Genomic DNA, 25,124 nt, shown 5'->3' on the forward strand with positions numbered 1-25,124 from the left:
GGAAGAGGCGTGTAGGCTCGGTAAGCGAAGCGCCACCGGGTAATGATTGGCACCGGCGCAAACAAAAAAAGCCGGGTGGCGGCTGCGCCTTACCCGGCCTACATAGAGCATGCAAGTAAGTGAATACTTACATTACAGCAGCAAACGCCTGCGCCACGCGATGAACGTTGCTGGCATTCAGGCCCGCCACGCACATACGGCCGCTGGCGATCAGGTAGACGCCGAACTCTTCCCGCAGACGATTGACCTGCGCCGCGCTCAGACCGGTATAGCTGAACATCCCGCGCTGCTTGAGCAGATAGTCGAAGTTATGTCCCGGCACGGCCTCTTTCAGCACGTTAACCAGCTCCTGACGCATGGCCAGGATGCGCTTACGCATCGCTTCCACTTCGGCAAGCCAGGACGCTTTCAGCTGTTCGTCACCGAGAACCGTCGCCACCACCTGCGCACCAAAGTTTGGCGGGCTGGAGTAAATGCGGCGCACCGTCGCCTTCAGCTGGCCCAGGACGCGACCCGCCGCTTCGGCGTCTTCACAGACCACGGACAGACCGCCAACGCGTTCACCGTAAAGGGAGAAGATTTTAGAGAAGGAGTTGCTGACCAGAGCAGGCAGCCCGGCGCTGGCCACGGCGCGGATGGCGTAAGCATCTTCTTCCATGCCCGCGCCAAAGCCCTGGTAGGCGATGTCGAGGAACGGAATCAGGTCGCGGGCCTTCAGTACCTCAATCACCGCATCCCATTGGGCGTTGGTGAGATCCGCCCCGGTCGGGTTATGGCAGCATGGGTGCAGCAGCACAATACTGCGCGCCGGCAGGGTGTTCAGTTTTTCCAGCAGAGCTTCAACGCGCACGCCGTTCGTTTCGCTGTCGAACCACGGATAGGTCGCCACGTTGAAACCTGCGCCCTCGAAGATCGCAACGTGGTTTTCCCACGTCGGGTCACTGACCCACACGCCTGAATCCGGGAAGTATTTTTTCAGGAAGTCTGCTCCCACTTTCAGCGCACCCGAGCCGCCCAGCGTCTGGATGGTCGCCACGCGTTTTTGCGCGAGCACCGCGTGATCGGCACCGAATAACAGCGGAGCGATGGTGTTGCGGTAGGCGTTTAACCCTTCCATCGGCAGATAAAGAGAAGCACCGTGTGGAACAGCGTTCAGACGCGCTTCGGCTTCGGCAACGGCTTTTAATTGAGGAATGATGCCATCCTCGTTGTAATACAGACCGATGCTGAGGTTCACTTTGTCGCTGCGAGGATCTTCTTTGAAACGCTCCATTAAGGAGAGGATAGGGTCGCCGGCATAGGCGTCAACTTTCTGAAACACGCGATGGTTCTCCGGAATTCGATGAGGCAGGGATTTCAACAATAAACCGGAACATCACTCAACACCACCCCTTAAGATTATCCTGCGATCGGCATAGGTTTTTTGCGTCCTCTCGCCATGACATTTACCCAATATTTTCCCCTTCTCGCTTTCCGTAATGTGGCTCCTGCGCAACCGCGCATTCACTGATTCAAGGAGTTCACATCATGGATTCACAATTTATTGGTTCAGTTATTAACGCCCTGCCGCTGGAACATATGATCGGCGGTCCGCTGCAGGCGATGATCAAAGCACAGGTCCAGGCGAGCAAGGCCTATACCGACTTCCTGCTCTCCGTCTGTATTAAAGACGGCAAAGCTGTCGCGATCGAGTTCGATTACGACGAAACCGTGGTAGACGAACAGGGGGTCAATAAAGGCAGCGTGACCCGTAAGATGAGTATTCCGCTCCTGGCGGCTGTCACCCACCCCATCATCTGTATCGAGGACGGTACCATCGACTTTGAGCTGGAAGTGAGCCAGAGCGAAGCCAGTTCCAGCAGCACCGAAGCGGAGGCCTCCGTGGAAGCGTCCGTCGGCTGGGGCGTTTTCAAAGCGAAAATGACCGGCAAGGTCTCCCATAAATCGGAGCAGACCCGTTCGACCGATACACGCGCGAAATATTCCATTCATACCCAGATTAAACGCCAGGAGCCACCTGAAGCTCTGCAGCGCGTGATTGATTACCTGACCAACGCCAAAACCAAGCCTGTCGCCGCGCAATAATCTTCCACGCCGCGACATACGTGCGATTCCGTAACGCAGGGGCTACCCGGGTAGCCCTTTTTCCAGGAGCGAAATATGTCTTTTAAAAAATGGCTGCGCGGCGGCAAGGATGAGGAGCCGGAAAACAGGGCGGGCAAAGAGGATGAAGGCACGCCACCGGTACAGGAAAACACGCCTCCAGCGCCTCCAGCCGATATTCCCGGCGTGCCGATCTCGCTTGAAGATATCACGCGTGGGATGCAGTACGCGGCCACTGCGGCCAACGAACTGATTGCTCAGCAGTATATGAAGGCATTGGATCCCTTTTTCGAACCCGCAGAAGACGGTTCGTTAATTCCACGCACGGTACAGCTGGCGCTGGATGAAAAGCATTACTTTGACCTGCCCTTGGTCGCGCTTTCGACACCGCGCGGGCTGATGCTGGAAAAGATGAAGGTCAACCTGACGATCCGCACGGAAGGCATGCAGGCGCCTTCCCGCCAGTCCGGTGAAAACGAATTTGGCCGCTTTCACGTCAGCCTTTCGCCTTCCAGCGATAACAAAGGCGGGCGTGACAGCCGCCACGTCGATGTAGAGATGCAATTTACCGCACTTGAGCCACCGGAAAGCGTCATGCGTTTGATTGACGAATACACCAACAAGGTGATTCCCCGCCCGAAAGCAGAGGAGACTCCGTAATGCAAAAACAACCAGAACGTACAGGTGACAGGGGCATTCAGCTTATTTGCCAGTTTGAAGGGCTGAGGCTGGAGCGTTATCGCGATGCCGTAGGTTTATGGACCATCGGCTACGGCCATTTGATCCTCAAAGAGGAGATGGAAAAGCTCACCAAAATTACCACCGGTGAAGCCAAAGATCTGCTGCGCAAAGATCTGAAACGCACCGAGGACGGCGTGAAAAAACTGCTGAACAACGCTTCGACGCAGAACCAATTCGACGCGCTGGTTTCGTTCGCCTTCAACCTTGGCGTGGGCAATTTAAAGAAATCCACGCTGCTCAAAAAATTCAACGCAGGCGATATCCAGGGCGCCGCACTGCAGTTCAAAAGCTGGAATAAGGCAGGCGGTAAGGTTTTGACCGGGCTTACCCGACGCCGCGAGGCGGAAATGAAGCTATTTCTTAGTTAATTCAACAGGAAAATTACAATGAAACCACTTTACATAGTGAAAATGGCCGTACTGTCTGTTTCGTTATTCAACGTGTTACAGGCAACCGCCGCCATGCCAACCTGCGAAGAGGAAATAAAGGAAGCCAACGCCTTTTTATCTTCTCAGGGTATGGTGCCCGTCAATAACGTGACCGATCTGGCGACAACGCTTCGTCATATAAAAAATTTTGGGCGCCTGCCCGACCGCTATATTACCTCGGATGAGGCCAAACGCCTCGGCTGGTCGGGAAGTGAAAGCGAATCGCTTTGGGGTCTTAAACCCACCAATCAAAAATGGATCGGTGGCGATAAATACAGCGATCGCGCTCTTCCTTCCAGTCAGCCCTGGCTTAGCGCGGATGTCGATGTCGTGAAGGGGTATCGCTCTCCCAAGCGTCTGATTTACAGCCTGTCAGGGCAGCAGCGCTTTATTACGACCGATAAGTATCAGCATATTGTTGAGCTGGATCCCTGCCAATAATAAGCGCCCGTTACGATAATAAGTCCCCTTTTCCGAGGGGATTTATCCTTGCAGAGGATGAACATATGTCTGACATCTATCTCCCGACCCTCATCAGTGAAGCCTTGCTGGCTTTTTCAGGTTTATTTGGCGGCGTCAGTATCTCGTTTTTCTGGCAACCGCAGCGATTGCACCAGCACAGCCGATTTATGGCAGGCATTATTTTTGGTGGAATCAGCATGGGCGCGGCCGTCGCATTAGGTGGATTAGCAGCCCGCTGGTTAAAGATAGACCTTAATCAGGCCGATATCACGCTTGGTTTAGGGTATATCCTCGGGGCAATGAGTAATGGCCTGATCGTCTGGCTGGCAAACTTTTTTCGCCGGCATGAGCAGCGCGATATTTTTGATGTTGCAAGCGTCATTAAAAGTAAAGTCAGACATGAGTCACTTTCTCCGCCAGATTTAACCCACAACAAGCCCGATGGAGAATAAATGCTTAACATAATGAATGGCTGGGTGCTTCCCTTTATTATCTTCGTCGACCTGATAACATCGCTGCTGATTTTGTTTGCCGCCTATAGCCGAAGAGTCCATGCCCTGCCGGTAATGTGTAAAATTGGCTTAGCCGCCCTCGCCTTTGGTTTTTTTGGTGAGAGCAGCTTAAACATGAAATTTATTCTTACCGGTGCTGATATACTGAGTGACAGCTTTCCATTTTGGCTATTGCAGGACTTCGGAACGCTGGTGGTGGTGATATATTATTTCAAATCTCAGTACCGTTAAAAAAACAAAGCGCAACAGAGGTCTGTCTGTTGCGCTTTTCTTTTAACGCATTTTGACTGCAGCCCTTCGCTTTGCTGAAAATCGGCTAATTAGACATATATTTAAAATAGAGCATTGCGGCCTGCGTTCGATTGTTGACCTGTAGTCGGTGAAAGATGGATTCCAGATGCACTTTGACCGTACCTGCGCTGATATTCAATTGCCGGCTGATCTGCTTATTTGTTCCTCCATTCGCCAGCAGCTTAAGAACTTCCTTCTGCCGACGACTCAGGGAGTAGATCGGCAACCCGCCAGTGGGTTGTTCTCGCTGGACCACGGCTTGCTCCGGAAAACAGACCACCCCCGAGGAAACCATGCAAAGTATCTGGCTGATTTTCTCGGCGGGGAGATCCTTGGTAAAAATGCCCTTAATGCTTTGGCGGATGTAGAAGTTGAATATCTTATCCGTCGTTTTTCGTAACATCACCACGATCGGTAGCTCAGGCCAGTTTGTCATCAAATTAGTGATAAAATCACGGCACTTCATTTCACCATCCAGCAAAATAATGCTGACCGGCATAGAGGTTAAAATTGCGTGTGCATCTTCAAAATTGCTCGCTGCAAAAACAGTGCATTCCGGCATGACGCGTTCCAGCTCTGTTTTCATACCGTGAATGAAGATCGGTAATTCATCGATCATTAATATATTCATCGTAGCATAACCCCGTGTGAAATCTATTTTCTTAGGTTATTCAACCAACTTATTCCGAAATTAAGTATGCGTGCTATTACAAAACTGTAAAAACAGCATTCGGCATAAGGCAAATGTCATATATCCAAAGCAAAAAGTTAAGCAGTACTACACATTAAACATAGCCATGTTTAATTAAGAACGATCTTATCGTTATTAAAAACAGCCTGGGCTCAATAGCATATTCCCAGAAATATTGCTGACACGTATTATTTTACTGCACGCGTGCCATCCACCTACATATTAATATTTCAATGAGGTCATTTATGACAATACTAACAGTGTATTTCTGTGGTACTGGATCTAATAAATTTGATGAGTCTCATGCTAATTACTGGAACGGCGAGCTCATCTCTTCTCTGGCAGCCAATAACAAGGGTAAAGAGTTCGCCGAATGGGTCATTCTTGATGGTCCGGGGAGCGGCAATCTACAAAGCGATGAGCTTTGGGTCAAAAGCGGAGAATATTCTCAGCTTCGCGCCCAGCTTCTGGGCAGCGGCTGGAATGAGAATGTTCAGCATGCGATCAATATTATCAAAGGACACGTTGACTGGCAGCGTGAGAAGCTCACAAAAGAAAACTATGAGCAGCTTAAAAAGGCGGGTGTACCGATTCAGGACGTTGAGGTTACCGGCTCATTTTGGTGGCGCAAATATGACTATGGCGATCGTAAAGTGACCCAGCAGGCGCTGCAGCAGCAAATCATCAAAACCTTCCGCCAGGGTCAGATCCTGCCCACTCAGGTGAACCTTGTTGGGTGGAGCCGGGGCGGAATTAGCTGCCATATGCTTGCCAATGCAATGCTTGCCGATCCCCTTTTAACGACGATTCCGGTGAATATTTTTGCGGTCGATCCGGTTCCGGGTATGGGTAATTTCCAGGCGGACAAAGTCACTCTGGGCAGCAACGTGAAGGAGTATGTGGCTTTCTATGCCAGACATGAGCGATCAAAAGGTTTCTCGTGCGTCATTCCACAGACCGATAGCGCGACAAAAGTCCATATTTATCCCATGTCTGGTCGCCACGCTACGCTGGTAGGGAATGCTTCGGCCAATGGGAATAGCGGGGAAAAAGTGGTCCATGAGCCCGGCACGATCGTGCGTCATTTCGCCGAAGTTTGCCTGCAAAGATGGGGCGTCACGCTGGATAAAAAGCTCAATCTGGATGGAGTGCAGCTGCTGGAATTGCATCAGGCCATTCAGCGTAACGCTCCGCTATTCGCCGAGATGCAGAAAACGGTGTACACCATTTCGGAAAACGATGGGGGGGAGCGTTATGTCTCGTTGGGTAGCACCGGAAAACGGTTCTCGTCCATCCAGGGTTCGCGCTTCAGTCCGGAGTCAGGGCTCGCGTCGGATTATTTGACTAATCAGGCGATCTATAACGTGTTGAAATAAGCGTTACGCGTCCAACGGCAGCTAATGCCGTTGGACGACTATCTGCGAGTCTCAATCGATGTACTTCATCGCCACCCTTGACGTCAGGCGCGTGATAAGTTCGTAAGCACTCACTTTCGTAATTTCAGCAATGCGTTCGACGGGCAAACCTTCACCCCACATCACGACATCGTCGCCGGGCTTATCCTGGGCTTCAGGCCCCAGATCGACACAAACCATGTCCATCGCCACGCGGCCGACGATCTTCACCTCGCGACCGTTGACCAGAACCGGCGTGCCCGAAGGCGCGGCGCGCGGATAGCCGTCACCATAGCCCATCGCCACCACGCCGAGACGGGTATCACGCTCGCTGGTCCAGGTACCGCCGTAGCCCACCGGCTCGCCCGCTTTATGGTCACGCACGGCAATCAGGTTAGAGACCAGCGACATGACCGGCTGGAAGCCAAAGTCCGGCCCCCAGGGTTTGTTCTCCAGCGGCGACACGCCGTAGAGAATGATGCCCGGTCGCGCCCAGTCGAAATGCGACTGCGGCCACAGCAGAATACCGCCGGATGCCGCAATCGAGCGCATCCCCGGCTTGCCTTCGCAGAAGGTGTTAAAGATATCCAGCTGGCGCTCGGTCGCACCGCACTCGGGCTCATCGGCGCGGGCGAAGTGGCTGACGATATTCACCGGCTGACGCACGTTTTTGCACCGGCATAAACGCTGATAAAACGCTTCCGCGCTTTCCGGACGCACGCCCAGACGGTGCATGCCCGTGTCGAGCTTCATCCAGACGGTCACCGGCTCGCTCAGCTTGGCGGTTTCGAGTGCGGCGAGCTGTTCTTCGTTATGTACCGCGGTATGCAGATGCTGGTCAGCAATGGTCGGCAGATCGCTGGCTTCGAAAAAGCCTTCGAGGAGCAGTATGGGTTGAGTAATGCCGCCCGCGCGCAGGCGGAGGGCTTCTTCGAGACGGGCGACGCCAAAGGCGTCGGCATCGGGGAGCGTTCGCGCGGTCTCAAGAAGACCGTGTCCGTAAGCGTTCGCTTTCACGACTGCAACGAGCTTGCTGGCAGGCGCCAGTTCACGCAGACGTTGCAGGTTGTGTCGCAGAGCGCGGCGGTTAATAACAACAGTTGCCGCTTGCATTTGAATTCCTTAGAAATTACTCATCATCATATTGAGGACCGGCATAGTTGTCGAAACGCGACCACTGTCCGTTAAAGGTCAGACGCACCGTCCCGATTGGGCCGTTACGTTGTTTACCAATAATAATTTCGGCGATCCCTTTCAGGTCGCTGTTCTCGTGATAAACCTCATCACGGTAGATAAACATGATTAAGTCGGCATCCTGCTCGATGGAGCCGGACTCACGCAGGTCAGAGTTGACCGGGCGCTTGTCGGCACGTTGTTCCAGAGAGCGGTTCAGCTGCGACAGCGCGACGACCGGTACGTGCAGCTCTTTGGCTAACGCCTTGAGCGAGCGGGAAATCTCCGCAATTTCAAGCGTACGGTTGTCGGAAAGCGACGGGACGCGCATCAGCTGAAGGTAGTCAATCATGATGAGGCCGATGCCGCCGTGTTCACGGGCAATACGGCGCGCGCGGGAGCGCACTTCCGTCGGCGTCAGGCCGGAGGAGTCATCGATATAGATGTTACGTTTTTCCAGCAGAATGCCCATGGTGCCGGAAATGCGCGCCCAGTCTTCATCATCGAGCTGGCCGGTACGAATGCGGGTCTGATCCACGCGCGACAGCGACGCCAGAGAACGCATCATAATCTGCTCGGAGGGCATCTCAAGGCTGAAGATCAATACCGGCTTATCCTGCAACATCGCCGCGTTTTCGACGAGGTTCATCGCAAAGGTAGTTTTACCCATCGACGGACGCGCGGCGACGATAATCAAATCCGACGGCTGCAGACCGGCGGTTTTCTTGTTCAAATCGTCATAGCCGGTGTTTACCCCGGTCACACCGTCGTGCGGCTGCTGGAACAGCTGTTCGATACGGGCAACGGTGGCGTCGAGGACATCGGCGATGTTTTTTGGACCTTCGTCTTTATTGGCGCGGCTTTCGGCGATTTTAAAGACGCGGGATTCAGCCAGATCGAGCAGGTCTTCGCTGGTGCGACCCTGCGGATCAAAACCGGCTTCGGCGATCTCATTCGCCACCGAAATCATCTCGCGGACGACGGCTCGTTCGCGCACGATATCGGCATACGCGCTGATGTTCGCCGCACTAGGCGTGTTTTTTGACAGTTCCGCCAGATAGGCAAACCCGCCGCAACTGTCGAGCTGACCAAGACGCTCCAGCGATTCCGCGAGCGTGATCAGGTCGATTGGGCTGCCCGACTCCTGCAGGCGCGCCATTTCGGTAAAGATGTGGCGGTGCGGGCGGGTGTAGAAATCTTCCGCCACGACGCGCTCGGCGACGTCGTCCCAGCGTTCGTTATCCAGCATTAAACCGCCCAACACCGACTGTTCCGCTTCAATCGAGTGCGGCGGGACCTTTAACCCTGCGACCTGGAAATCACGCTCGCGAGGTTCAGTCTGTTTGTTGAAGGGTTTGTTTCCTGCCATAGTGAATGGAGTTACCGAGATAAAGAGTGGGTCGAAAGATTACCATATTTTTCTTACGGAGGGAGCATGGCAACGCGCATTGAATTCCAGAAACACGGTGGGCCAGACGTACTGAAAGCGGTGGAGTTTACCCCTGCCGCGCCTGGCGAAAACGAAGTGCAGGTTGAAAACAAAGCCATAGGCATAAACTACATCGACACCTATATTCGCGGCGGTCTCTACCCGCCGCCGTCAATGCCGAGCGGCCTGGGCACCGAGGCAGCCGGGGTCGTCGTCAAAGTGGGCAGCGCGGTTAAGCATATTAAAGAGGGCGACCGCGTGGTGTACGCGCAGTCTGCGCTGGGCGCTTACAGCTCCGTCCACAACGTTCCGGCGGATAAAGCCGCCCTGCTGCCTAACGCCATCTCCTTTGAGCAGGCGGCGGCCTCGTTCCTGAAAGGTCTGACGGTTTACTACCTGCTGCGCAAAACCTATGAAATTAAGCCCGACGAGCAGTTCCTGTTCCATGCCGCAGCGGGTGGCGTCGGGCTCATCGCCTGTCAGTGGGCAAAGGCGCTGGGCGCGAAGCTGATCGGCACCGTCGGAAATGCACAAAAAGCGCAGCGCGCGCTGCAGGCGGGCGCCTGGCAGGTGATTAACTATCGTGAAGAGAGCATTGTTGAGCGGCTGAAGGAGATCACCAGCGGCAAAAAAGTGCGCGTGGTGTATGACTCGGTGGGGAAAGACACGTGGGAAGCGTCGCTGGACTGTCTGCAGCGCCGTGGTCTGATGGTCAGCTTCGGCAATGCGTCTGGCGCGGTCACCGGCGTTAATCTCGGTATTCTGAATCAGAAAGGTTCGCTGTATGTGACTCGCCCTTCCCTGCAAGGATACATCACCAACCGGGAAGAACTTGAGGAAGCCAGCAACGAGCTGTTCTCGCTGATCGCCAGCGGCGTCATCAAAGTGGATGTGGCAGATGCGCAGAAATTCGCGCTGACCGATGCGCAGCGCGCGCATGAGGTGCTGGAGAGCCGGGCGACGCAGGGGTCGAGCTTGTTGATTCCCTGAGCCCCAAAAAGAAATTGGGCTTCCCGTGGGAAGCCCTTTCTTTTTTTAGTTCGGCTGTATGTAGGGTACAGCTCGATGAATTCTTTAACGGCAGCCATAGTGACAGATTCGATAACTAAATCCTATTCTGTTCTAAGCCATGCCGCCGGAAAAGTTACAAGTATGTGACGAACCCCTCAATACCTTAGTAACGGAAGCGGTTATTGCGCTGATAACTGGGCACTTTTGGCGCTTTAATCGCCCGAATCACCCACACGACCGCAATGGCCAGCAGTAGCCACGGCAACAGTTTGATCGTCAGCGCAAACAGTCCGCCAATAAACATGACCACCGTCGCCACCACGATAGCCGCCAGAATGCCGAGCAGCGAAACGCCAGTCGCTAACAGCATGACAAAAAAGCCAATCACAAAAAGTAGTTCCAGCATGGTGCTCTCCCACTAGTTCCCGAGTAATGCACTCAGCATTACAAGAATCATGCCAGCATTAACCTGTTGTTATTAAAGCAAAACGCCCCGCTAACGTTCGCAGGGCGTGGTGAATTTGACGAACTTTTAGCGAAAGTTATCGCTTGTCCGCCACCAGTCGCAGCGCATGTTCCAGCACCTCAATATCGGCTCCGGCTTTATGCGCATTCTCGCTCAGGTAGCGGCGCCACTGACGCGCGCCCGGAATACCCTGGAACAGGCCAAGCATATGGCGGGTGATATGACCGAGATAGGTGCCATTGCTCAACTCACGCTCAATGTAGGGGTACATCGCACGCACGACGGCAACCGGATCGGTGTCCGCGCCTTCGATGCCAAAGATTTCGCGATCGACCGTCGCCAGAATGCCCGGATTCTGATACGCCTCGCGGCCGACCATCACGCCATCCATATGCGCCAGATGCGCTTTGGCCTCTTCCAGCGACTTGATGCCGCCGTTGATGGACATCGTCAGGTGCGGGAAGTCACGCTTCAGTTGATACACGCGCGGATAGTCCAGCGGCGGGATCTCACGGTTCTCTTTCGGGCTGAGGCCGGAGAGCCAGGCTTTTCGCGCGTGGATGATGAACATCTCACACTCGCCTTTCCCGGATACCGTGTTGATGAAGTCGCACAGGAATTCGTAGCTGTCCTGGTCGTCAATGCCGATACGGGTTTTGACCGTGACCGGAATGGAGACCACATCGCGCATCGCCTTGATACAGTCCGCTACCAGCTGTGCATTCCCCATCAGACAGGCGCCAAACATGCCGTTTTGCACGCGGTCGGACGGGCAGCCAACGTTCAGGTTGATCTCGTCGTAGCCGCGTTCTTCCGCCAGCTTCGCGCACTGCGCCAGCGCGGCCGGATCGCTGCCGCCCAGCTGCAGGGCAACCGGATGCTCTTCTTCGCTATAGGCCAGATAGTCGCCCTTCCCGTGAATGATTGCGCCCGTGGTCACCATTTCAGTGTACAGCAGCGTATGGCGGGAGAGCTGGCGCAGGAAATAGCGGCAGTGTCTGTCCGTCCAGTCGAGCATCGGCGCAATGGAGAAACGGTGTGCAGGGAAAGCGGTCTGTAATTCTGACGACATGGCGAAGTTTTAAGCATCTGGTGGAAAAGGGGCGCTACTATAGCACAAAGAAAAGCCGGAGGCGCAGCGCCTCCGGTGGACTTTAGAACGTCATGCTCAGCTGAGCCCCGGCGCCCCAGGTTTCGTCCTCGCCGTACAGGCCCATCAGGTCAACATGAACGGTACTGAACGGCGCGAAGCCGACACCGCCGGTAAAGACATTGCTGTCGTTACCCTTCACGTCCGCGCGATAACCCGCACGCACCGCCAGCCAGCTGAGCGGCGTAACCTCAGCACCGACGCCCACGTACTGCGACGTATCTTCGCTCTTGAAGCCTTTGGTTTCCGTCAGATCGCCATCGGCGGTCAGCGTCACCAGGTCGTTATGCCAGGCGGCGCCGGCGGTTACCAGCGGACGGATCTGGTAGGTGTCTTTGTAGCTCACCACTTCTCCCGTCCGGCCGTTACGGATACGGATATCTTTGGTGTCGATATCGCGCGACATCAGGTTTTGCCCGCTCACGCCAACCGTCCAGTGTTCGCCGAAATCAGCCGCAATACCGGCATCGACGTTAAAGCCCGTGTCGTCCGTGCGGTAGCGGCTGTCGTTCCACTTGTTACTGTCGTAATCGTAGATTGACGTGGTGTAGTTATAGACCCAGGTTTTTTGCAGCTTTGGCGTCACGCCTACGGAAACCGGGACGCCGCCGAGGTTAAACTGACGGGCAACGGCAACACCATAGTCGGACACAATCGCTGCCCGGCCAGACGCCGTTGAGTTGAGATTTTTAGTGATCTGATCCGTGCCGTTCAGCGCAGCGTCCAGGGCAACACCGGCAGCCACCACCTTGCTTTGTTGAATACCGCGCAGATAATCAATATCTTGCTGATCGATAGACGAACTCACCCGGCCATGGGCGTAGCCTTTCGCCATAAAGGCCACGGAAAGCACATCGTTAGGGATACTCACGGCAAGCCCGGCACCTGCCGTCGCGCGTGCGGTTTTACCCTTGAGATAGTCCAGCTCATCGGCCAGATCTTTGGCCGCGCCCTGGAATTGATTAATGGAACCTAACGGATTGGTGATGATCTCCCTTGGCGTGAGGTCATCAACCACATCCTTATAGTGATTGATTTTGTCGTTGATGGTATCAATCTCGTCCTGAAGATTGTCCTCATCCGTCACCTGTACGCCAACGGACGGCAAAATGACCGTCACATCATCGTCCGGTTTTGCCTTTGCCAGCAACGCGGGGTTGATTAACGCCCCGCTACCATAGCTCCCGGAGGCAACGCCAGTGCCACCCATTGCGTCGCTACGTGATTCTGTCCAGGTATTGGCTGCTCCCGCCTGATTTGCCATAAACAAGGAAACAGCGATACTAACCACCGAAAATTTAAAATTTTTTTTCACAGTATGCCCGTTATAGTCTGTTATGAAATAACCCCTGTCTGTTATCACCCAAACAGGAACGAACTATTGCTGTGAATAAGTAGTAAAAGACCCGCTATTTCTATCCCTAAGTAAAACTCCCTTACGGCCTGTTATATTTTGTGACGGCCCTCAATATTTATAGAAGAGGAAATTATTTTTTCCCAGGTTTTCCATCATGCGGTCCAAAAAACTGGGGCGGGTGGTCTACCCAGCGATCCTCACGCGTGGCGGCATACACGGGGTTAAGCGGATAGTAGATGCGGTTGTGCTTTTTGTTGGCCTCGCCAACGACCAGTAACCGCACCTCTTCGTCCGTGTTGTTGATAAAGGTGTGGCAGATACCGGTTCCGGCAGGAAACCCCACGCTGTCGCCCGGTTCAAGTTTCCATAAATAGCCATTGATCCACGCTTCTGGATGACCTTCGAGCACATAAACGAACTCTTCTTCATCGCTTTCCGCGTGCGGATAGGACGTCCTGCGCCCTGGCGGTAAACGCTCGTGATGGATACCAATGCGCCCGAGCCCAAGCTTGCGAGCCAACGGGGCGCCGATAGAAAAACGCTCATCGCTATCTGGATAGGTCGAATCATCCGCGCCTTCAACGTCGCGCCAGTGCCGAATACAGTCAGGTTTTTTCATTGTTTATTTCCCGGTTTGCAATGGGTCAGGTATAGCACAGACTGGCGGATCTCGGCGTTTTTACCAGAACATGATAAAGTGAGGGTTTTCCGTCCTATAACATCCGGGGTGCTAAATGGATAAGTCCACAAAAGAGCTGTTAGCGCAGGCCGAAAAGCTGTGTGCGCAACGCAATGTGCGCCTGACTCCGCAGCGCCTTGAAGTCTTACGTCTGATGAGCCTGCAGCAGGGTGCCATCAGCGCTTACGATCTGCTGGACCTGCTCCGCGAAAGCGAGCCGCAGGCGAAACCACCGACCGTGTATCGCGCCCTGGATTTCCTGCTGGAACAAGGATTCGTGCATAAAGTTGAGTCCACAAACAGCTACGTGTTGTGCCATCTGTTCGATCAGCCCACCCATACATCGGCGATGTTTATCTGTGACCGCTGCGGCGTGGTGAAAGAAGAAGCTGCGGAAGGCGTGGAAGATATTATGCATACGCTGGCGGCGAAAATGGGTTTTGCCCTGCGTCATAACGTGATTGAAGCGCACGGGCTGTGCTGTGCCTGCGTGGAAGTGGAAGCCTGCCGTCATCAGGACGCATGTCAGCACGACCACTCTATTCTTGTGAAGAAAAAACCGCGTTAGCAGTAAAAGCAAAGGCGGCTCATGGCCGCCCTCAGGGTGTACTTCCTTGTACTTGCGGGTATAGCCCGGTTACCAGCGGTAGTCGTTGCGTTTTTCCCAGTCGCCCACTTCTTTTTCCGCCTGGTCTTTTGCGTAGCCGTAACGCTCCTGGATTTTACCGACAAGCTGATCGCGTTTACCTTCAATGACGTTCATATCGTCATCGGTCAGCTTACCCCACTGTTCTTTCGCTTTACCTTTGAACTGCTTCCAGTTGCCGCCGATTTCGTCTTTATTCATCATCGTGTCCTCTTAGTTAAGCGTCGGGTCGTAACGTCCGTTACGTTCTTTTCTGCTGGACGTGATAATTATTGTAGTTAAGGATTCGGCAGTTGATTTGATATTCGGAATCTTTAACCGTCACGATATATCGTGACGTGAAGGGAACCAGGTATCGTTTTGCCAGTGGCGGTGCCAGATAAAAGCCAGCGATATCCCTCGCAGCGAGAGGAAAACGGCCAGGGCCAGCCACAAACCGTGATTACCCAGCCAGGGAAGCGTCAGCAGCGTCAGACCAAACCCGGCCGCCGCGACCGCCATGCTGTTACGCATTTCCGCTCCGCGCGTCGCACCAATGAACATGCCGTCCAGCAGATAACACCAGACGCCGACCACCGGTAAGATGACTTGCCAGATGAGATAGTGACTCGCCAGCTCGCGCAGCGCAGGAAGAGACGTAAGCAACGCGACAATTTGCTCACCAAAGCAGGCGTATACCAGGCCAAACGCCAGCGCCACCAGCCCAGACTGGCGGCAGGCTGCCCGCCAGACGCCCCTAAGCTGCCCGCTTTCGCGCGCCCCGTACGCCTGCCCGGAATGCGCTTCTACCGCATAGGCAAATCCGTCCAGCGCGTAGGCGGTAAAGGTCAGCAGCGTCATCAATACCGCGTTGACCGCGACGATTTCTGGCCCCAGTCGGGCCCCGAAAACCGTCAGCGCGCCGAAGCAGAGCTGAAGCAGCAGCGAGCGCAGCATGATGTCACGATTGAGCGCCAGCAGCTTACGGATATTGCCGCGCCATGCGGTTTTGAGCAGCGCCAGGGAGATCCCGCGCATCGCCAGCACGCGCCAGACCATCCACAGACCGATAATCAAGGTTCCGTATTCGGCAATTGCCGTCGCCAGCGCCGCGCCCCGCACGTTCATATGCAGGCCCATTACCAGCCAGACATCCAGCACAATGTTGAGAAGGTTGCCTGCCACCAGCAAAATCACTGGCGCACGGGCGTACTGTACGCCCAGTAGCCACCCCAGCAGAACCAGGTTTGCCAGCGAGGCGGGCGCGCTGAGCCAGCGAATTTCAAGGAAACGTCGCGCCTGCGCCAGTACCGCCTCGCTGCCGCCGACAACATGGAGCGCAAGGTCGATCAGGGGCGTACGTAATAAAACGATTAACACTCCCGCGCCAAGCGCAAGGATCAGCGGCTGGACCAGCGCGCGCGCCAGACGCAGCGGATCTTTTGCACCATAAGCCTGTGCCGTGAGCCCGGTGGTGCTCATGCGCAAAAAGAGCAGCAGCATAAACAGGAAGCTGGTTGCCGTCGCGCCAATCGCCACGCCGCCAAGATAAACAGGCGAATCAAGATGACCAATAACGGCAGTATCGACCAGCCCCAGCAAGGGCACGGTGATATTAGAGAAAATCATCGGCAGAGCGAGACGCCACAATGCCTTATCTGATTCCGTCAGCAGTGACATGAAAAATACCGGGAGTGGAGAATGAAGCAGGCTACAGCGGCGCCATAGCCTGTCAGGAAGAGATTACAGCCATTCACCGTTGCGAATGACCCCAACCGCCAGTCCTTCGATAGAGAAGTTGTGTTCGCGGAGGTCGACCACAATCGGGGAGAACTCATTGTTTTCAGGCAGCAACTGAACGGTGTTACCCTGTTTTTTCAGACGCTTGACGGTAACTTCATCATCAATGCGCGCGACAACCACCTGACCGTTACGCACATCCTGCGTTTTGTGCACCGCAAGCAGATCGCCGTCAAGAATACCGATGTCTTTCATCGACATACCGCTAACGCGCAGCAGGAAATCTGCGCTCGGTTTGAACATGCCAGGATCAACCTGGTAGTGGCCTTCAATATGCTGCTGTGCCAGTAAAGGCTCACCGGCGGCAACACGGCCTATCAGCGGAATGCCCGTCTCTTCTTCCACCAGCAGGCGGATACCACGTGACGCGCCTGAAACAATCTCAATCACGCCTTTACGCGCCAGCGCTTTCAGGTGTTCTTCGGCAGCATTCGGAGAACGGAAGCCCAGACGCTGCGCGATTTCCGCACGCGTGGGTGGCATACCCGTCTGGCCGATATGATCCCGGATGAGATCAAACACCTCTTGCTGCCTGGTCGTTAACGCTTTCATTCCGCCCCCTGGGTGTATATACAGTTATGCTGTGAGTATATACAGTCAAAGGCGATTTTGGAACCAAAAACTGCACAAAAAACCAGGGACTTAATTATTCCTCGAGGCTCATCGGAAATGTGACCAAAGCAGCGTGACCCAGGTGATAACGGCAGTGATAATCGCCAGCAACACGGCAGCAGAGCCCATGTCTTTTGCGCGGCCAGAAAGCTCGTGGAAATCTGAACCAATGCGATCAACAACGGCTTCAATAGCGCTATTAAGAATTTCCACTATCATCACCAGAAGCACGGAACCGATTAGAAGTACGCGGGTAATAGCATCAACATCAAGGAAAGAGGCGATGATCACCGCGATGATAGCGGCGACGCCCTCCTGGCGAAAGGCGGCTTCGTTGATCCACGCGGCACGGAAACCTTTCCATGAATAGCCGGCGGCTTTGATGATACGCGTTAACCCAGTGGTATTATTGGCCATTAAAAGAACCTTTTATGAAAAAAAGCGTCAGTAACAGGAACTGTAGCGCGTTTCGCTACAGCCTGAAGTATGACGGGTAACAACAGAAATTTTGCGCGCTTTCTGTTATCCTTGCGCCGCAATTGCATTATTAACCAGAGGCTTTACATCGTTTATGTCCGGCTGGCCACGAATTTACTACAAATTACTTAATTTACCATTAAGCATCCTGGTAAAAAGCAAGTCTATCCCAGCAGAACCCGCGCTGGAATTGGGGCTCGATACCTCGCGTCCTATTATGTACGTTTTGCCTTATAACTCGAAGGCAGACTTACTGACGCTTCGCGCCCAGTGTCTGGCGCATGACTTACCGGACCCGCTTGAACCGCTTGAAGTTGACGGTACGCTGCTGCCGCGCTACGTGTTCATTCACGGTGGACCGCGCGTGTTTACCTACTACACGCCAAAAGAAGAGTCCATCAAGCTGTTCCACGACTATCTTGACCTGCACCGCAGCAACCCCGATCTGGATGTGCAGATGGTGCCGGTATCGGTGATGTTTGGTCGTCGTCCGGGCCGTGAAAAAGGTGAAGAGAATCCGCCGCTGCGCATGCTTAACGGCATCCAGAAGTTCTTCGCGGTCTCCTGGCTGGGACGCGACAGCTTTGTGCGTTTCTCCCCTTCCGTTTCGCTGCGTCGTATGGCGGACGAGCACGGTACCGACAAGATCATCGCGCAAAAACTGGCGCGCGTGGCGCGTATGCACTTCGCCCGCCAGCGCCTCGCTGCCGTAGGGCCGCGTCTCCCGGCGCGTCAGGATCTGTTCAACAAGCTGCTGGCCTCCAAAGCGATTGCCCGCGCCGTTGAAGACGAAGCGCGCAGCAAGAAAATATCGCATGAGAAAGCCCAGCAGAACGCCATTGCGCTGATGGAAGAGATTGCAGCGAACTTCTCTTACGAGATGATTCGCCTGTCCGATCGTATTCTCGGCTTTACCTGGAACCGCCTGTATCAGGGCATCAACGTTCATAATGCTGAACGTGTGCGTCAGCTGGCGCACGATGGCCATGAGATTGTCTATGTTCCCTGCCACCGCAGCCACATGGACTACCTGCTTCTTTCCTACGTGCTCTATCACCAGGGGCTGGTACCGCCGCACATTGCTGCCGGTATCAACCTGAATTTCTGGCCAGCAGGTCCGATTTTCCGCCGCCTGGGCGCGTTCTTTATCCGTCGCACCTTCAAGGGCAACAAGCTCTACTCCACCGTGTTCCGCGAATATCTGGGCGAGCTGTTCAGCCGCGGCTATTCCGTGGAGTACTTCGTGGAGGGCGGTCGTTCCCGTACCGGACGTCTGCTCGATCCGAAGACCGGCACGCTGTCGATGACCATTCAGGCGATGCTGCGCGGAGGAACCCGTCCAATCACGCTGGTGCCAATCTACATTGGCTATGAGCACGTGATGGAAGTGGGCACGTACGCCAAAGAGCTGCGCGGTGCGACCAAAGAGAAAGAGAGCCTGCCGCAGATGCTGCGCGGTTTGAGCAAGCTACGCAACCTCGGTCAGGGCTACGTGAACTTCGGCGAACCGATGCCGCTGATGACGTATCTGAACCATCACGTTCCCGAGTGGCGCGAGTCCATCGATCCTATCGAAGCGATTCGTCCGGCCTGGCTGACGCCAACGGTCAACGGCATCGCGTCCGAGCTGATGGTGCGCATTAACAACGCCGGTGCGGCTAACGCCATGAACCTGTGCTGTACGGCGCTTCTGGCTTCGCGTCAGCGCTCGCTGACCCGCGAACAGCTCACGGAGCAGCTGGATTGCTATCTGGACATGATGCGCAACGTGCCGTATTCCGTTGATTCAACCGTGCCTTCTGCTACCGCCAGTGAGCTTATCGATCACGCGCTGCAGATGAACAAGTTTGAAGTCGAAAAGGACACGATCGGCGACATCATTATTCTGCCGCGCGAGCAGGCAGTGCTGATGACCTACTACCGCAACAACATCACCCATATGCTGATGCTGCCGTCGCTCATGGCGGCTATCATCACCCAGCATCGCCGTATTTCGCGTCAGGAGCTATTGCGTCACGTTGAGACGCTCTATCCGATGCTGAAAGCGGAGCTGTTCCTGCGCTGGAGCAAAGACGAGCTGGCGGGCGAACTGGACAAACTGACGGAAGAGCTGCGTCGTCAGGGGTTGATCACCGTCTCAAACGACGAGCTGCACATCAATCCGTCGCGTTCCCGAACCCTGCAACTGCTTGCGGCCGGTGCGCGCGAAACGCTGCAGCGCTACGCCATTACGTTCTGGCTGCTGAGTGCGAACCCGTCTATCAACCGCGGCACGCTGGAGAAAGAGAGCCGGACGCTGGCACAGCGCCTGTCCGTTCTGCACGGCATTAACGCCCCTGAGTTCTTCGACAAAGCGGTCTTCAGCTCTCTGGTCCTGACGCTGCGTGACGAAGGCTACATCAGCGATACGGGCGATGCCGAGCCGGAAGAGACGCTGAAGGTGTACCAGATGCTGGCCGAACTCATTACGTCAGATGTGCGTTTGACGATCGAGAGCGCGACGCAGGGCGAGTGATGTGAAAAAGCCGGGTTGGTGGTTTCACCTGACCCGGCCTGGCGTTCTGCATAATATAAAGGCCCGGTAAGCGTTAACGCTACCGGGCCTTATTTTTGAGCCTTGTTAAATCACCGCATTCAGCTCAGCAGTGTGAAAGCAATCATCCCGACAATGGCGCCCGTTGTGCCAAGGATGGTTTCCATCAGCGTCCAGGTTTTCAGGGTTTGCGCTTCGGTGGCGCCGGTAAATTTACCGAACAGCCAGAAGCCCGCGTCGTTAACGTGAGAGACCACAATCGAACCGCCCGCGATACAGATAGACAGCGCGGCCATCTGCGCACCGGAGTAGTTCAGCTGTTCAATCACCGGCATCACCAGACCCACGGCGGTTAAGCACGCCACGGTTGCGGAACCCTGGATGATGCGCACCGCCGCGGCCAGCACGAAGCAGGTGACCGCAATCGGCAGGCCCATCCCGGTCAGCGCTTCGCCCAGAGCTGGGCCTACGCCGGAATCCACCAGCACCTGCTTGAACACGCCGCCAGCGCCGATCACCAGCAGGATAATGCCCGCCGGCTGCAGCGCGGCACCGCAGATCTCCATCACCCGGTCTTTTGGCATTCCCTGACGCATCGCCAGGCCGTAAATCGCCACCAGACACGCCACCAGGATCGCCGTGAACGGATGACCGATGAACTCGAACCATTCGTAGGCGCTGGAACCCACCGGCACAAAGCGCGCGGCGATGGTTTTCAGTCCCACGAGAACCAGCGGGAGCAGGATCAGCGACAGACTGAAGCCGAAGGACGGCATTTTGCCCTCGCCCAGGTGCGGCTCGGTGATGTCATCCGGAATGTGTAGCTCAACGTAACGGCTGATGAAGTTGCCCCACAGCGGACCGGCAATAATCATCCCCGGGATTGCCGCGCACAGGCCAATCAGGATCATCCAGCCAAAGTCAGCGTGCATCTGGGACGCCAGCAGCATCGGCGCAGGCCCAGGCAGCAGAAACGCTGCGGCTGCCGCCACGCCCGCAAACAGCGGAATAACCAGCTTCACGAGGTTAGTGCCGGTATGGCGCGCCATGGAGAACGCGACGCTTATCAGCAGCACAACGGCCACTTCGAAGAACAGCGGCAGCGCGCAAATCAGGCCAGCCAGACCAATCGCGTAGTGCGCGCGGCTGTGGCCAAAGGATTTCAGCATCTTGACGGCAATCTGGTCGACCGCGCCCGTCTCGTGCAAAATCTTGCCAAACATCGCGCCAAGGGCGACCACAATCGCCAGGAAGCCCAGCGTGCCTCCCATCCCTTTTTCCATTGTCGCGGCGATCTTGTCGAGCGGCATACCGGAAAAGAGACCTGCACCTATAGAAACCACCATCAAAGCGACAAAAGCGTGCATACGCGCCTTCATCACTAAAAACAGCAGCAGCAACACGGAACCCACTGCTGTCAAAACTAGCGTTAATGTACTCAAAACTTACTGCCTTTTATTAATGACCTCGATGGTGCTGGCAACAACACCTTCCAGTGACTGATCGATATCAACCACTAAGACGTCTTTCTCATCTTCACCCGGCTCCTGCAGCGCTTCGAACTGCGTCACCAGCATCTGGGTTTTGAAGAAGTGACCTTTACGCGCCTTCAGGCGGCTTTCAATCACCTCGAAGTCCCCCTTCAGGTAGATGAAAGAGAGGTTCGGGTTACCGTCGCGCAGCAGGTCGCGGTAGGTTTTTTTCAGCGCAGAGCAGACGATCAGGGAGACTTTGTTGGTACGCTGCATGGCGAACGCGGCGTCATTCAGCGCCTGCAACCACGGTTTGCGGTCGTCGTCGTTCAGCGGCTCGCCGGAGGCCATTTTCATGATGTTGCTGCGCGGATGGAGAAAGTCGCCATCAAGGAACGCAGCCTGGAGTTGATGCGCCACTTCGCTGGCTACGGCTGATTTCCCGCTACCGGAAACGCCCATCAGGACGTAGACGTGGTGATCGTGATTAGTCGTGCTCAAAGGGTGTCCCTCAGTCAATTGTTACGGGTAACAGTTATCGGTAACATTGTCCTGCCGGGGCAAAAGAGAAGCAATATCCAAACGTGCGCGAAGTGAATAAGTGTGAGCTACTTCAAATTTGTCAGTTCAAATAGATCCACCCGGTGACAAGGTGAAACCTAAATCTAACATTTTTGGGGTAACCGTCTCGCCACGAATGCGCGCCAGCAGGCGTTCTGCGCCAATGCGGCCCATACGTTCACGCGGGGTCAGGACGCTCGCCAGACGCGGCTCCATCACCTGGCCAATGTCGTGGCCGTGGAAACCGGCAATTGCCATATCATCAGGGATCTTGAGCCCCAGACGCTGGCACTCAAACGCCGCGCCGACCGCAAGGTCATCGTTGGTGCAGAAAATACCGTCCAGTTGTGGATACTCGCGTCGTGCCTGACGCATCAGCTCAATACCCGACGTATAGGAAGAAGACTGCTCCACCATCACGCTGTACGGAGTTAGGTTCGCGTCGAGCATCGCCTGCTCGTATCCCTTCTGTTTGATGATAGTACGTTCATCAAGACGCGCACCCAGATAGGCGATATGACGATGCCCACGGGCGATGATGGCCGCCGTCATCTGGCGCGCCGCTTCGAAGTTATCGAACCCAACGGCGATGTCGAGGCACGGCGACTGGCTGTCCATCAGCTCCACCACCGGGATACCGGCCACTTCAATCATTTTGAGCGTGCGGGCAGTGTGGGTACGTTCGGTTAAAATCAGGCCGTCGATGTTCCAGGAAAGCATCGATTCAAGACGTTCTTCTTCCAGTTCCGGCTTGTACCCGTAGTGGGCGAGCATGGTTTGATAGCCAAAAGCATCGGTGACGCTTTCAATGCCGCGCAAAACTTCGGCGAAAACCTGGTTGGTCAGGGAAGGAAGCAGGACGCCCACCGCACGACTGGTCGCATTGGAGAGAATATCGGGTGCGCGGTTGGGGATATAACCCAGTTCATCAAGGGCCGCGGCAATCTTGCCACGCAACGCCACGGAAACCTGTTCCGGGTTACGTAAAAAACGGCTGACCGTCATTTTGGTCACACCGACGCGATCGGCGACATCCTGAAGTACGGGGCGTTTCTTTTTCATCGTCCTGAGAAATCTTGAAGTGAGAGATTTGCTCAGTTTATCACGGACAAAGCCCATCCTTCCCCTGTCAAAGGGAAGGATGGGCATTTATTTATGATTTATTACACCGGCGGCAGGTCAAACAGCAGAATTTCACTTTCGCTGTCGGCATGCACGGAAAGCGCCTGCTCATCCCAGACGGCGAGGCCATCGGCGGTTGTCGCTTTGGTGCCGTTGATGGACACTTCACCTTTCACCACCTGGATCCAGACGCGGCGGTTGGCGGCAATCTGGTGCACAGACTGTTCGTCTTTCGCCAGCGCCCAGCGGTACAGCTCCATATCCTGATGCACCTTCAGGGAACCTTCACGCGCATCCGGGGACAGCACCAGCTGTTTGCCCTGTTTCGCGTCGAAGCGGCGCTGCTCGTAGCGCGGCGTGATGCCGGTCTCTTCTGGAATGATCCAGATTTGATACAGGTGCAGTTTTTCCGTTTTGCTCGGGTTGTACTCGGAGTGACGCACCCCGGTACCCGCACTCATAATCTGGAACTCGCCCGCCGGAACCTGCTCTTTGTTGCCCATGCTGTCCTGGTGTTCCACCGCCCCTTCCAGCACATAGGTCAGGATTTCCATGTCTTTGTGCGGGTGGGTACCGAAGCCCTGGCCTGCATCAATCACGTCGTCGTTAATCACGCGCAGTGCGGAGAAGCCCATGAAGTTCGGGTCGTAGTAGTCGGCAAACGAGAATGAATGCCATGAGTCCAGCCAGCCATGATTCGCGTGACCACGTTCGTTTGCTTTGCGTAAGTAGATCATTGTTTCACCCTCAGTTCGTTTCGATGGAGTAAGTGTGGACGCAAACTGCCCGGGATCATAGAGGGTGAAAATTGACTCCTCTGTTCAAAAATTATGAACAAGCACAGAGGAGCCGTTTTTGCTTATTTCGCGAGGGTTACCGTGGCAGGAGAAGCCTGCTCAAAGGCCCGCTCGAGGATTTCCAGGTTGGTCAGAACGTCAGATTCCTTGACGTAATTCGGCGCGCTAGTTGTGAGAGTTTCATACAGCGCATCGTAGACGCGGCCATAGTCGCCAGTTTCCGGTTTCAGCTCTTCCCTGACCGTTACGCCCTCATCGTTCACATACTCCAGCACGCCCACGGAATTATCCGCCGCAAAGCCCGGTTCACCCGGCATGATGTTGGCCTTCAGGCTGGTCTCCTGCTGGTCGATGCCGTACTTAATGAACGATCCTTTGGTGCCGTGAACGATAAATTTCGGATAGTCGATTTTCACCAGATGGCTGGTTTTGACGATGGCCTTCAGGTCGCCGTAGAACAGCTGCGCTTCAAAGGTGTCGTCCGGGTTGGCTTTATTACGCAGGCTGCGGATGTCATACGCCACGTGGTCCGGTCGGCCAAACAGGGAGATGATCTGGTCCATCGTATGCACGCCCAGACCATAGAACGAGCCGTCCTGCGGCAGGCCTGGTTGGGTTTCCGCCACCGGACGGTAGTAATCGAAGTGGCTTTCGATTTCCACAATGTCGCCCAGCTTGCCGCTTTCAATCGCCTTTTTCGCCGTCAGGAAGCAGCTGTCAAAGCGACGGTTCTGATACGGCGTAACGGTCAGGCCTTTACTTTTCGCCAGCGCGAACAGCGCTTTTGCTTCGGCGATGGTCGGGGTGAACGGTTTTTCCACCAGCACGTTTTTGCCCGCTTCCAGCGCGCGTTTCGCATAGTCAAAATGGCTGTCGGCATGGGTGCAGACAACAACCAGTTTGACCAGCGGGTCGTTAAGCACTTCATCAAGATCGCTGGTGAAATGGATATGGGAATACTGCGGGGATTGCTCTTCCGGCTTCGCGCGGCGGCGGAAGATGTGCGCGACGTGCCAGCTGTCTTTACGGTTGAGAACATACGGCAGGTGGTAGCGGGTCGTACTTTTACCAAATCCAATAAATGCGCAATGTAGTGTCATGGCTCAGTCCTTTTGGAAGGTTACTGAGTCTAACCATAACAAAAAAAAAGCCAGCTAAAAGCTGGCTAAAGTAATACTGGAAGCAATGTGAGCAATGTCGTGCTTTCAGGTTCCCGTAGCGGTCTTCCTGAATGCAGA

At 54.9% G+C, this 25,124-nt stretch carries 27 protein-coding genes; 10 read left to right on the top strand and 17 right to left on the bottom strand.

What is annotated here, in order from left to right; all coding sequences use genetic code 11:
* Nucleotides 1–127 precede the first annotated feature (127 nt).
* The gene (tyrB, locus tag UR289_RS17270) at nucleotides 128–1,321 is read right to left on the bottom strand and encodes an aromatic amino acid transaminase (RefSeq protein WP_320711057.1); all 1,194 of its coding nucleotides are present in this window, start codon (nucleotides 1,319–1,321) and stop codon (nucleotides 128–130) included.
* A 206-nt stretch (nucleotides 1,322–1,527) separates the two neighbouring features.
* Between tyrB and UR289_RS17275 the strand changes: the two genes are divergently transcribed.
* From UR289_RS17275 to UR289_RS17300, 6 genes are all read left to right on the top strand, one after another.
* The gene (locus UR289_RS17275) at nucleotides 1,528–2,085 is read left to right on the top strand and encodes a DUF2589 domain-containing protein (protein WP_023334176.1); all 558 of its coding nucleotides are present in this window, start codon (nucleotides 1,528–1,530) and stop codon (nucleotides 2,083–2,085) included.
* 75 nt (nucleotides 2,086–2,160) lie between these two features.
* Nucleotides 2,161–2,763, top strand: a complete 603-nt coding sequence (locus UR289_RS17280; protein WP_033144414.1) for a DUF2589 domain-containing protein — start codon at nucleotides 2,161–2,163, stop codon at nucleotides 2,761–2,763.
* Entirely contained in the window at nucleotides 2,763–3,212 is a 450-nt protein-coding gene (locus UR289_RS17285; protein ID WP_048976345.1) for a lysozyme, read from the top strand. Before UR289_RS17280 ends, UR289_RS17285 begins: the two co-directional genes overlap by 1 nt.
* Before the next feature lie 18 nt (nucleotides 3,213–3,230).
* Nucleotides 3,231–3,713, top strand: a complete 483-nt coding sequence (locus tag UR289_RS17290) for a ribonuclease domain-containing protein (protein WP_081273719.1) — start codon at nucleotides 3,231–3,233, stop codon at nucleotides 3,711–3,713.
* A gap of 65 nt (nucleotides 3,714–3,778) precedes the next feature.
* Nucleotides 3,779–4,186: a hypothetical protein gene (locus UR289_RS17295; protein WP_033144411.1), complete on the top strand. Its 408-nt coding sequence runs from the start codon at nucleotides 3,779–3,781 to the stop codon at nucleotides 4,184–4,186.
* On the top strand, nucleotides 4,187–4,477 hold the full coding sequence (locus tag UR289_RS17300; RefSeq protein WP_032662594.1) for a hypothetical protein: 291 nt from the start codon (nucleotides 4,187–4,189) through the stop codon (nucleotides 4,475–4,477). It abuts the gene before it with no gap.
* An 85-nt stretch (nucleotides 4,478–4,562) separates the two neighbouring features.
* Here UR289_RS17300 and UR289_RS17305 read toward each other — a convergent pair whose 3' ends face one another.
* Nucleotides 4,563–5,156 (bottom strand): response regulator transcription factor, encoded by a 594-nt coding sequence (locus UR289_RS17305; protein ID WP_224435039.1) that lies wholly within the window; start codon nucleotides 5,154–5,156, stop codon nucleotides 4,563–4,565.
* A 317-nt stretch (nucleotides 5,157–5,473) separates the two neighbouring features.
* Here UR289_RS17305 and UR289_RS17310 point away from each other — a divergent pair, with 317 nt between their 5' ends.
* Nucleotides 5,474–6,604, top strand: coding sequence for a hypothetical protein (locus UR289_RS17310; protein ID WP_032662597.1), 1,131 nt, complete (start codon nucleotides 5,474–5,476; stop codon nucleotides 6,602–6,604).
* Nucleotides 6,605–6,655: 51 nt separating this feature from the next.
* Here the strand turns inward: UR289_RS17310 and alr are convergent, their stop codons facing one another.
* Nucleotides 6,656–7,735: an alanine racemase gene (alr, locus tag UR289_RS17315; protein ID WP_320711063.1), complete on the bottom strand. Its 1,080-nt coding sequence runs from the start codon at nucleotides 7,733–7,735 to the stop codon at nucleotides 6,656–6,658.
* A gap of 16 nt (nucleotides 7,736–7,751) precedes the next feature.
* Nucleotides 7,752–9,164: a replicative DNA helicase gene (dnaB, locus tag UR289_RS17320; protein ID WP_023310046.1), complete on the bottom strand. Its 1,413-nt coding sequence runs from the start codon at nucleotides 9,162–9,164 to the stop codon at nucleotides 7,752–7,754.
* A 66-nt stretch (nucleotides 9,165–9,230) separates the two neighbouring features.
* Here dnaB and UR289_RS17325 point away from each other — a divergent pair, with 66 nt between their 5' ends.
* Nucleotides 9,231–10,214, top strand: a complete 984-nt coding sequence (locus tag UR289_RS17325; protein ID WP_039264131.1) for a quinone oxidoreductase — start codon at nucleotides 9,231–9,233, stop codon at nucleotides 10,212–10,214.
* 184 nt (nucleotides 10,215–10,398) lie between these two features.
* On the opposite strand, the gene pspG is transcribed toward UR289_RS17325, so the two are convergent.
* From pspG to UR289_RS17345, 4 genes are all read right to left on the bottom strand, one after another.
* On the bottom strand, nucleotides 10,399–10,641 hold the full coding sequence (gene pspG / locus UR289_RS17330; protein ID WP_023310044.1) for an envelope stress response protein PspG: 243 nt from the start codon (nucleotides 10,639–10,641) through the stop codon (nucleotides 10,399–10,401).
* A gap of 136 nt (nucleotides 10,642–10,777) precedes the next feature.
* A complete protein-coding gene (gene dusA / locus UR289_RS17335; RefSeq protein WP_045355242.1) occupies nucleotides 10,778–11,773 on the bottom strand; it encodes a tRNA dihydrouridine(20/20a) synthase DusA in 996 nt (331 codons plus the stop codon).
* An 82-nt stretch (nucleotides 11,774–11,855) separates the two neighbouring features.
* Nucleotides 11,856–13,166: a conjugal transfer protein TraF gene (locus tag UR289_RS17340; RefSeq protein WP_167818942.1), complete on the bottom strand. Its 1,311-nt coding sequence runs from the start codon at nucleotides 13,164–13,166 to the stop codon at nucleotides 11,856–11,858.
* 172 nt (nucleotides 13,167–13,338) lie between these two features.
* Nucleotides 13,339–13,827: a cupin domain-containing protein gene (locus tag UR289_RS17345; protein WP_023310041.1), complete on the bottom strand. Its 489-nt coding sequence runs from the start codon at nucleotides 13,825–13,827 to the stop codon at nucleotides 13,339–13,341.
* 115 nt (nucleotides 13,828–13,942) lie between these two features.
* Here UR289_RS17345 and zur point away from each other — a divergent pair, with 115 nt between their 5' ends.
* A complete protein-coding gene (gene zur / locus UR289_RS17350) occupies nucleotides 13,943–14,455 on the top strand; it encodes a zinc uptake transcriptional repressor Zur (protein ID WP_182072270.1) in 513 nt (170 codons plus the stop codon).
* 69 nt (nucleotides 14,456–14,524) lie between these two features.
* On the opposite strand, the gene UR289_RS17355 is transcribed toward zur, so the two are convergent.
* The 4 genes from UR289_RS17355 to UR289_RS17370 form a co-directional block, all read right to left on the bottom strand.
* Nucleotides 14,525–14,734, bottom strand: a complete 210-nt coding sequence (locus UR289_RS17355) for a CsbD family protein (RefSeq protein WP_320711103.1) — start codon at nucleotides 14,732–14,734, stop codon at nucleotides 14,525–14,527.
* 120 nt (nucleotides 14,735–14,854) lie between these two features.
* Nucleotides 14,855–16,192: an MATE family efflux transporter DinF gene (gene dinF, locus UR289_RS17360; RefSeq protein ID WP_221703268.1), complete on the bottom strand. Its 1,338-nt coding sequence runs from the start codon at nucleotides 16,190–16,192 to the stop codon at nucleotides 14,855–14,857.
* A 63-nt stretch (nucleotides 16,193–16,255) separates the two neighbouring features.
* Nucleotides 16,256–16,864, bottom strand: coding sequence for a transcriptional repressor LexA (lexA, locus tag UR289_RS17365; protein ID WP_023310039.1), 609 nt, complete (start codon nucleotides 16,862–16,864; stop codon nucleotides 16,256–16,258).
* A 108-nt stretch (nucleotides 16,865–16,972) separates the two neighbouring features.
* Entirely contained in the window at nucleotides 16,973–17,341 is a 369-nt protein-coding gene (locus tag UR289_RS17370) for a diacylglycerol kinase (protein WP_048980859.1), read from the bottom strand.
* A 154-nt stretch (nucleotides 17,342–17,495) separates the two neighbouring features.
* Here UR289_RS17370 and plsB point away from each other — a divergent pair, with 154 nt between their 5' ends.
* Nucleotides 17,496–19,916, top strand: a complete 2,421-nt coding sequence (gene plsB, locus UR289_RS17375; protein ID WP_033144402.1) for a glycerol-3-phosphate 1-O-acyltransferase PlsB — start codon at nucleotides 17,496–17,498, stop codon at nucleotides 19,914–19,916.
* Between the two features lie 119 nt (nucleotides 19,917–20,035).
* Here plsB and gntU read toward each other — a convergent pair whose 3' ends face one another.
* The 5 genes from gntU to UR289_RS17400 all read right to left on the bottom strand — a co-directional run bounded on the left by gntU (nucleotide 20,036) and on the right by UR289_RS17400 (nucleotide 24,986).
* A complete protein-coding gene (gene gntU, locus UR289_RS17380) occupies nucleotides 20,036–21,376 on the bottom strand; it encodes a gluconate transporter (RefSeq protein ID WP_010436459.1) in 1,341 nt (446 codons plus the stop codon).
* Nucleotides 21,377–21,379: 3 nt separating this feature from the next.
* Nucleotides 21,380–21,907: a gluconokinase gene (gene gntK, locus UR289_RS17385; RefSeq protein WP_008503362.1), complete on the bottom strand. Its 528-nt coding sequence runs from the start codon at nucleotides 21,905–21,907 to the stop codon at nucleotides 21,380–21,382.
* A 126-nt stretch (nucleotides 21,908–22,033) separates the two neighbouring features.
* Entirely contained in the window at nucleotides 22,034–23,029 is a 996-nt protein-coding gene (gntR, locus tag UR289_RS17390; protein ID WP_021242747.1) for a gluconate operon transcriptional repressor GntR, read from the bottom strand.
* Nucleotides 23,030–23,130: 101 nt separating this feature from the next.
* On the bottom strand, nucleotides 23,131–23,826 hold the full coding sequence (locus UR289_RS17395; RefSeq protein ID WP_003861565.1) for a pirin family protein: 696 nt from the start codon (nucleotides 23,824–23,826) through the stop codon (nucleotides 23,131–23,133).
* 122 nt (nucleotides 23,827–23,948) lie between these two features.
* Entirely contained in the window at nucleotides 23,949–24,986 is a 1,038-nt protein-coding gene (locus UR289_RS17400; RefSeq protein WP_320711070.1) for an oxidoreductase, read from the bottom strand.
* Between the last annotated feature and the right edge of the window lie 138 nt (nucleotides 24,987–25,124).

This window comes from Enterobacter sp. 302C9 (assembly GCF_034106085.1).
Lineage (GTDB): Bacteria > Pseudomonadota > Gammaproteobacteria > Enterobacterales > Enterobacteriaceae > Enterobacter > Enterobacter asburiae_B.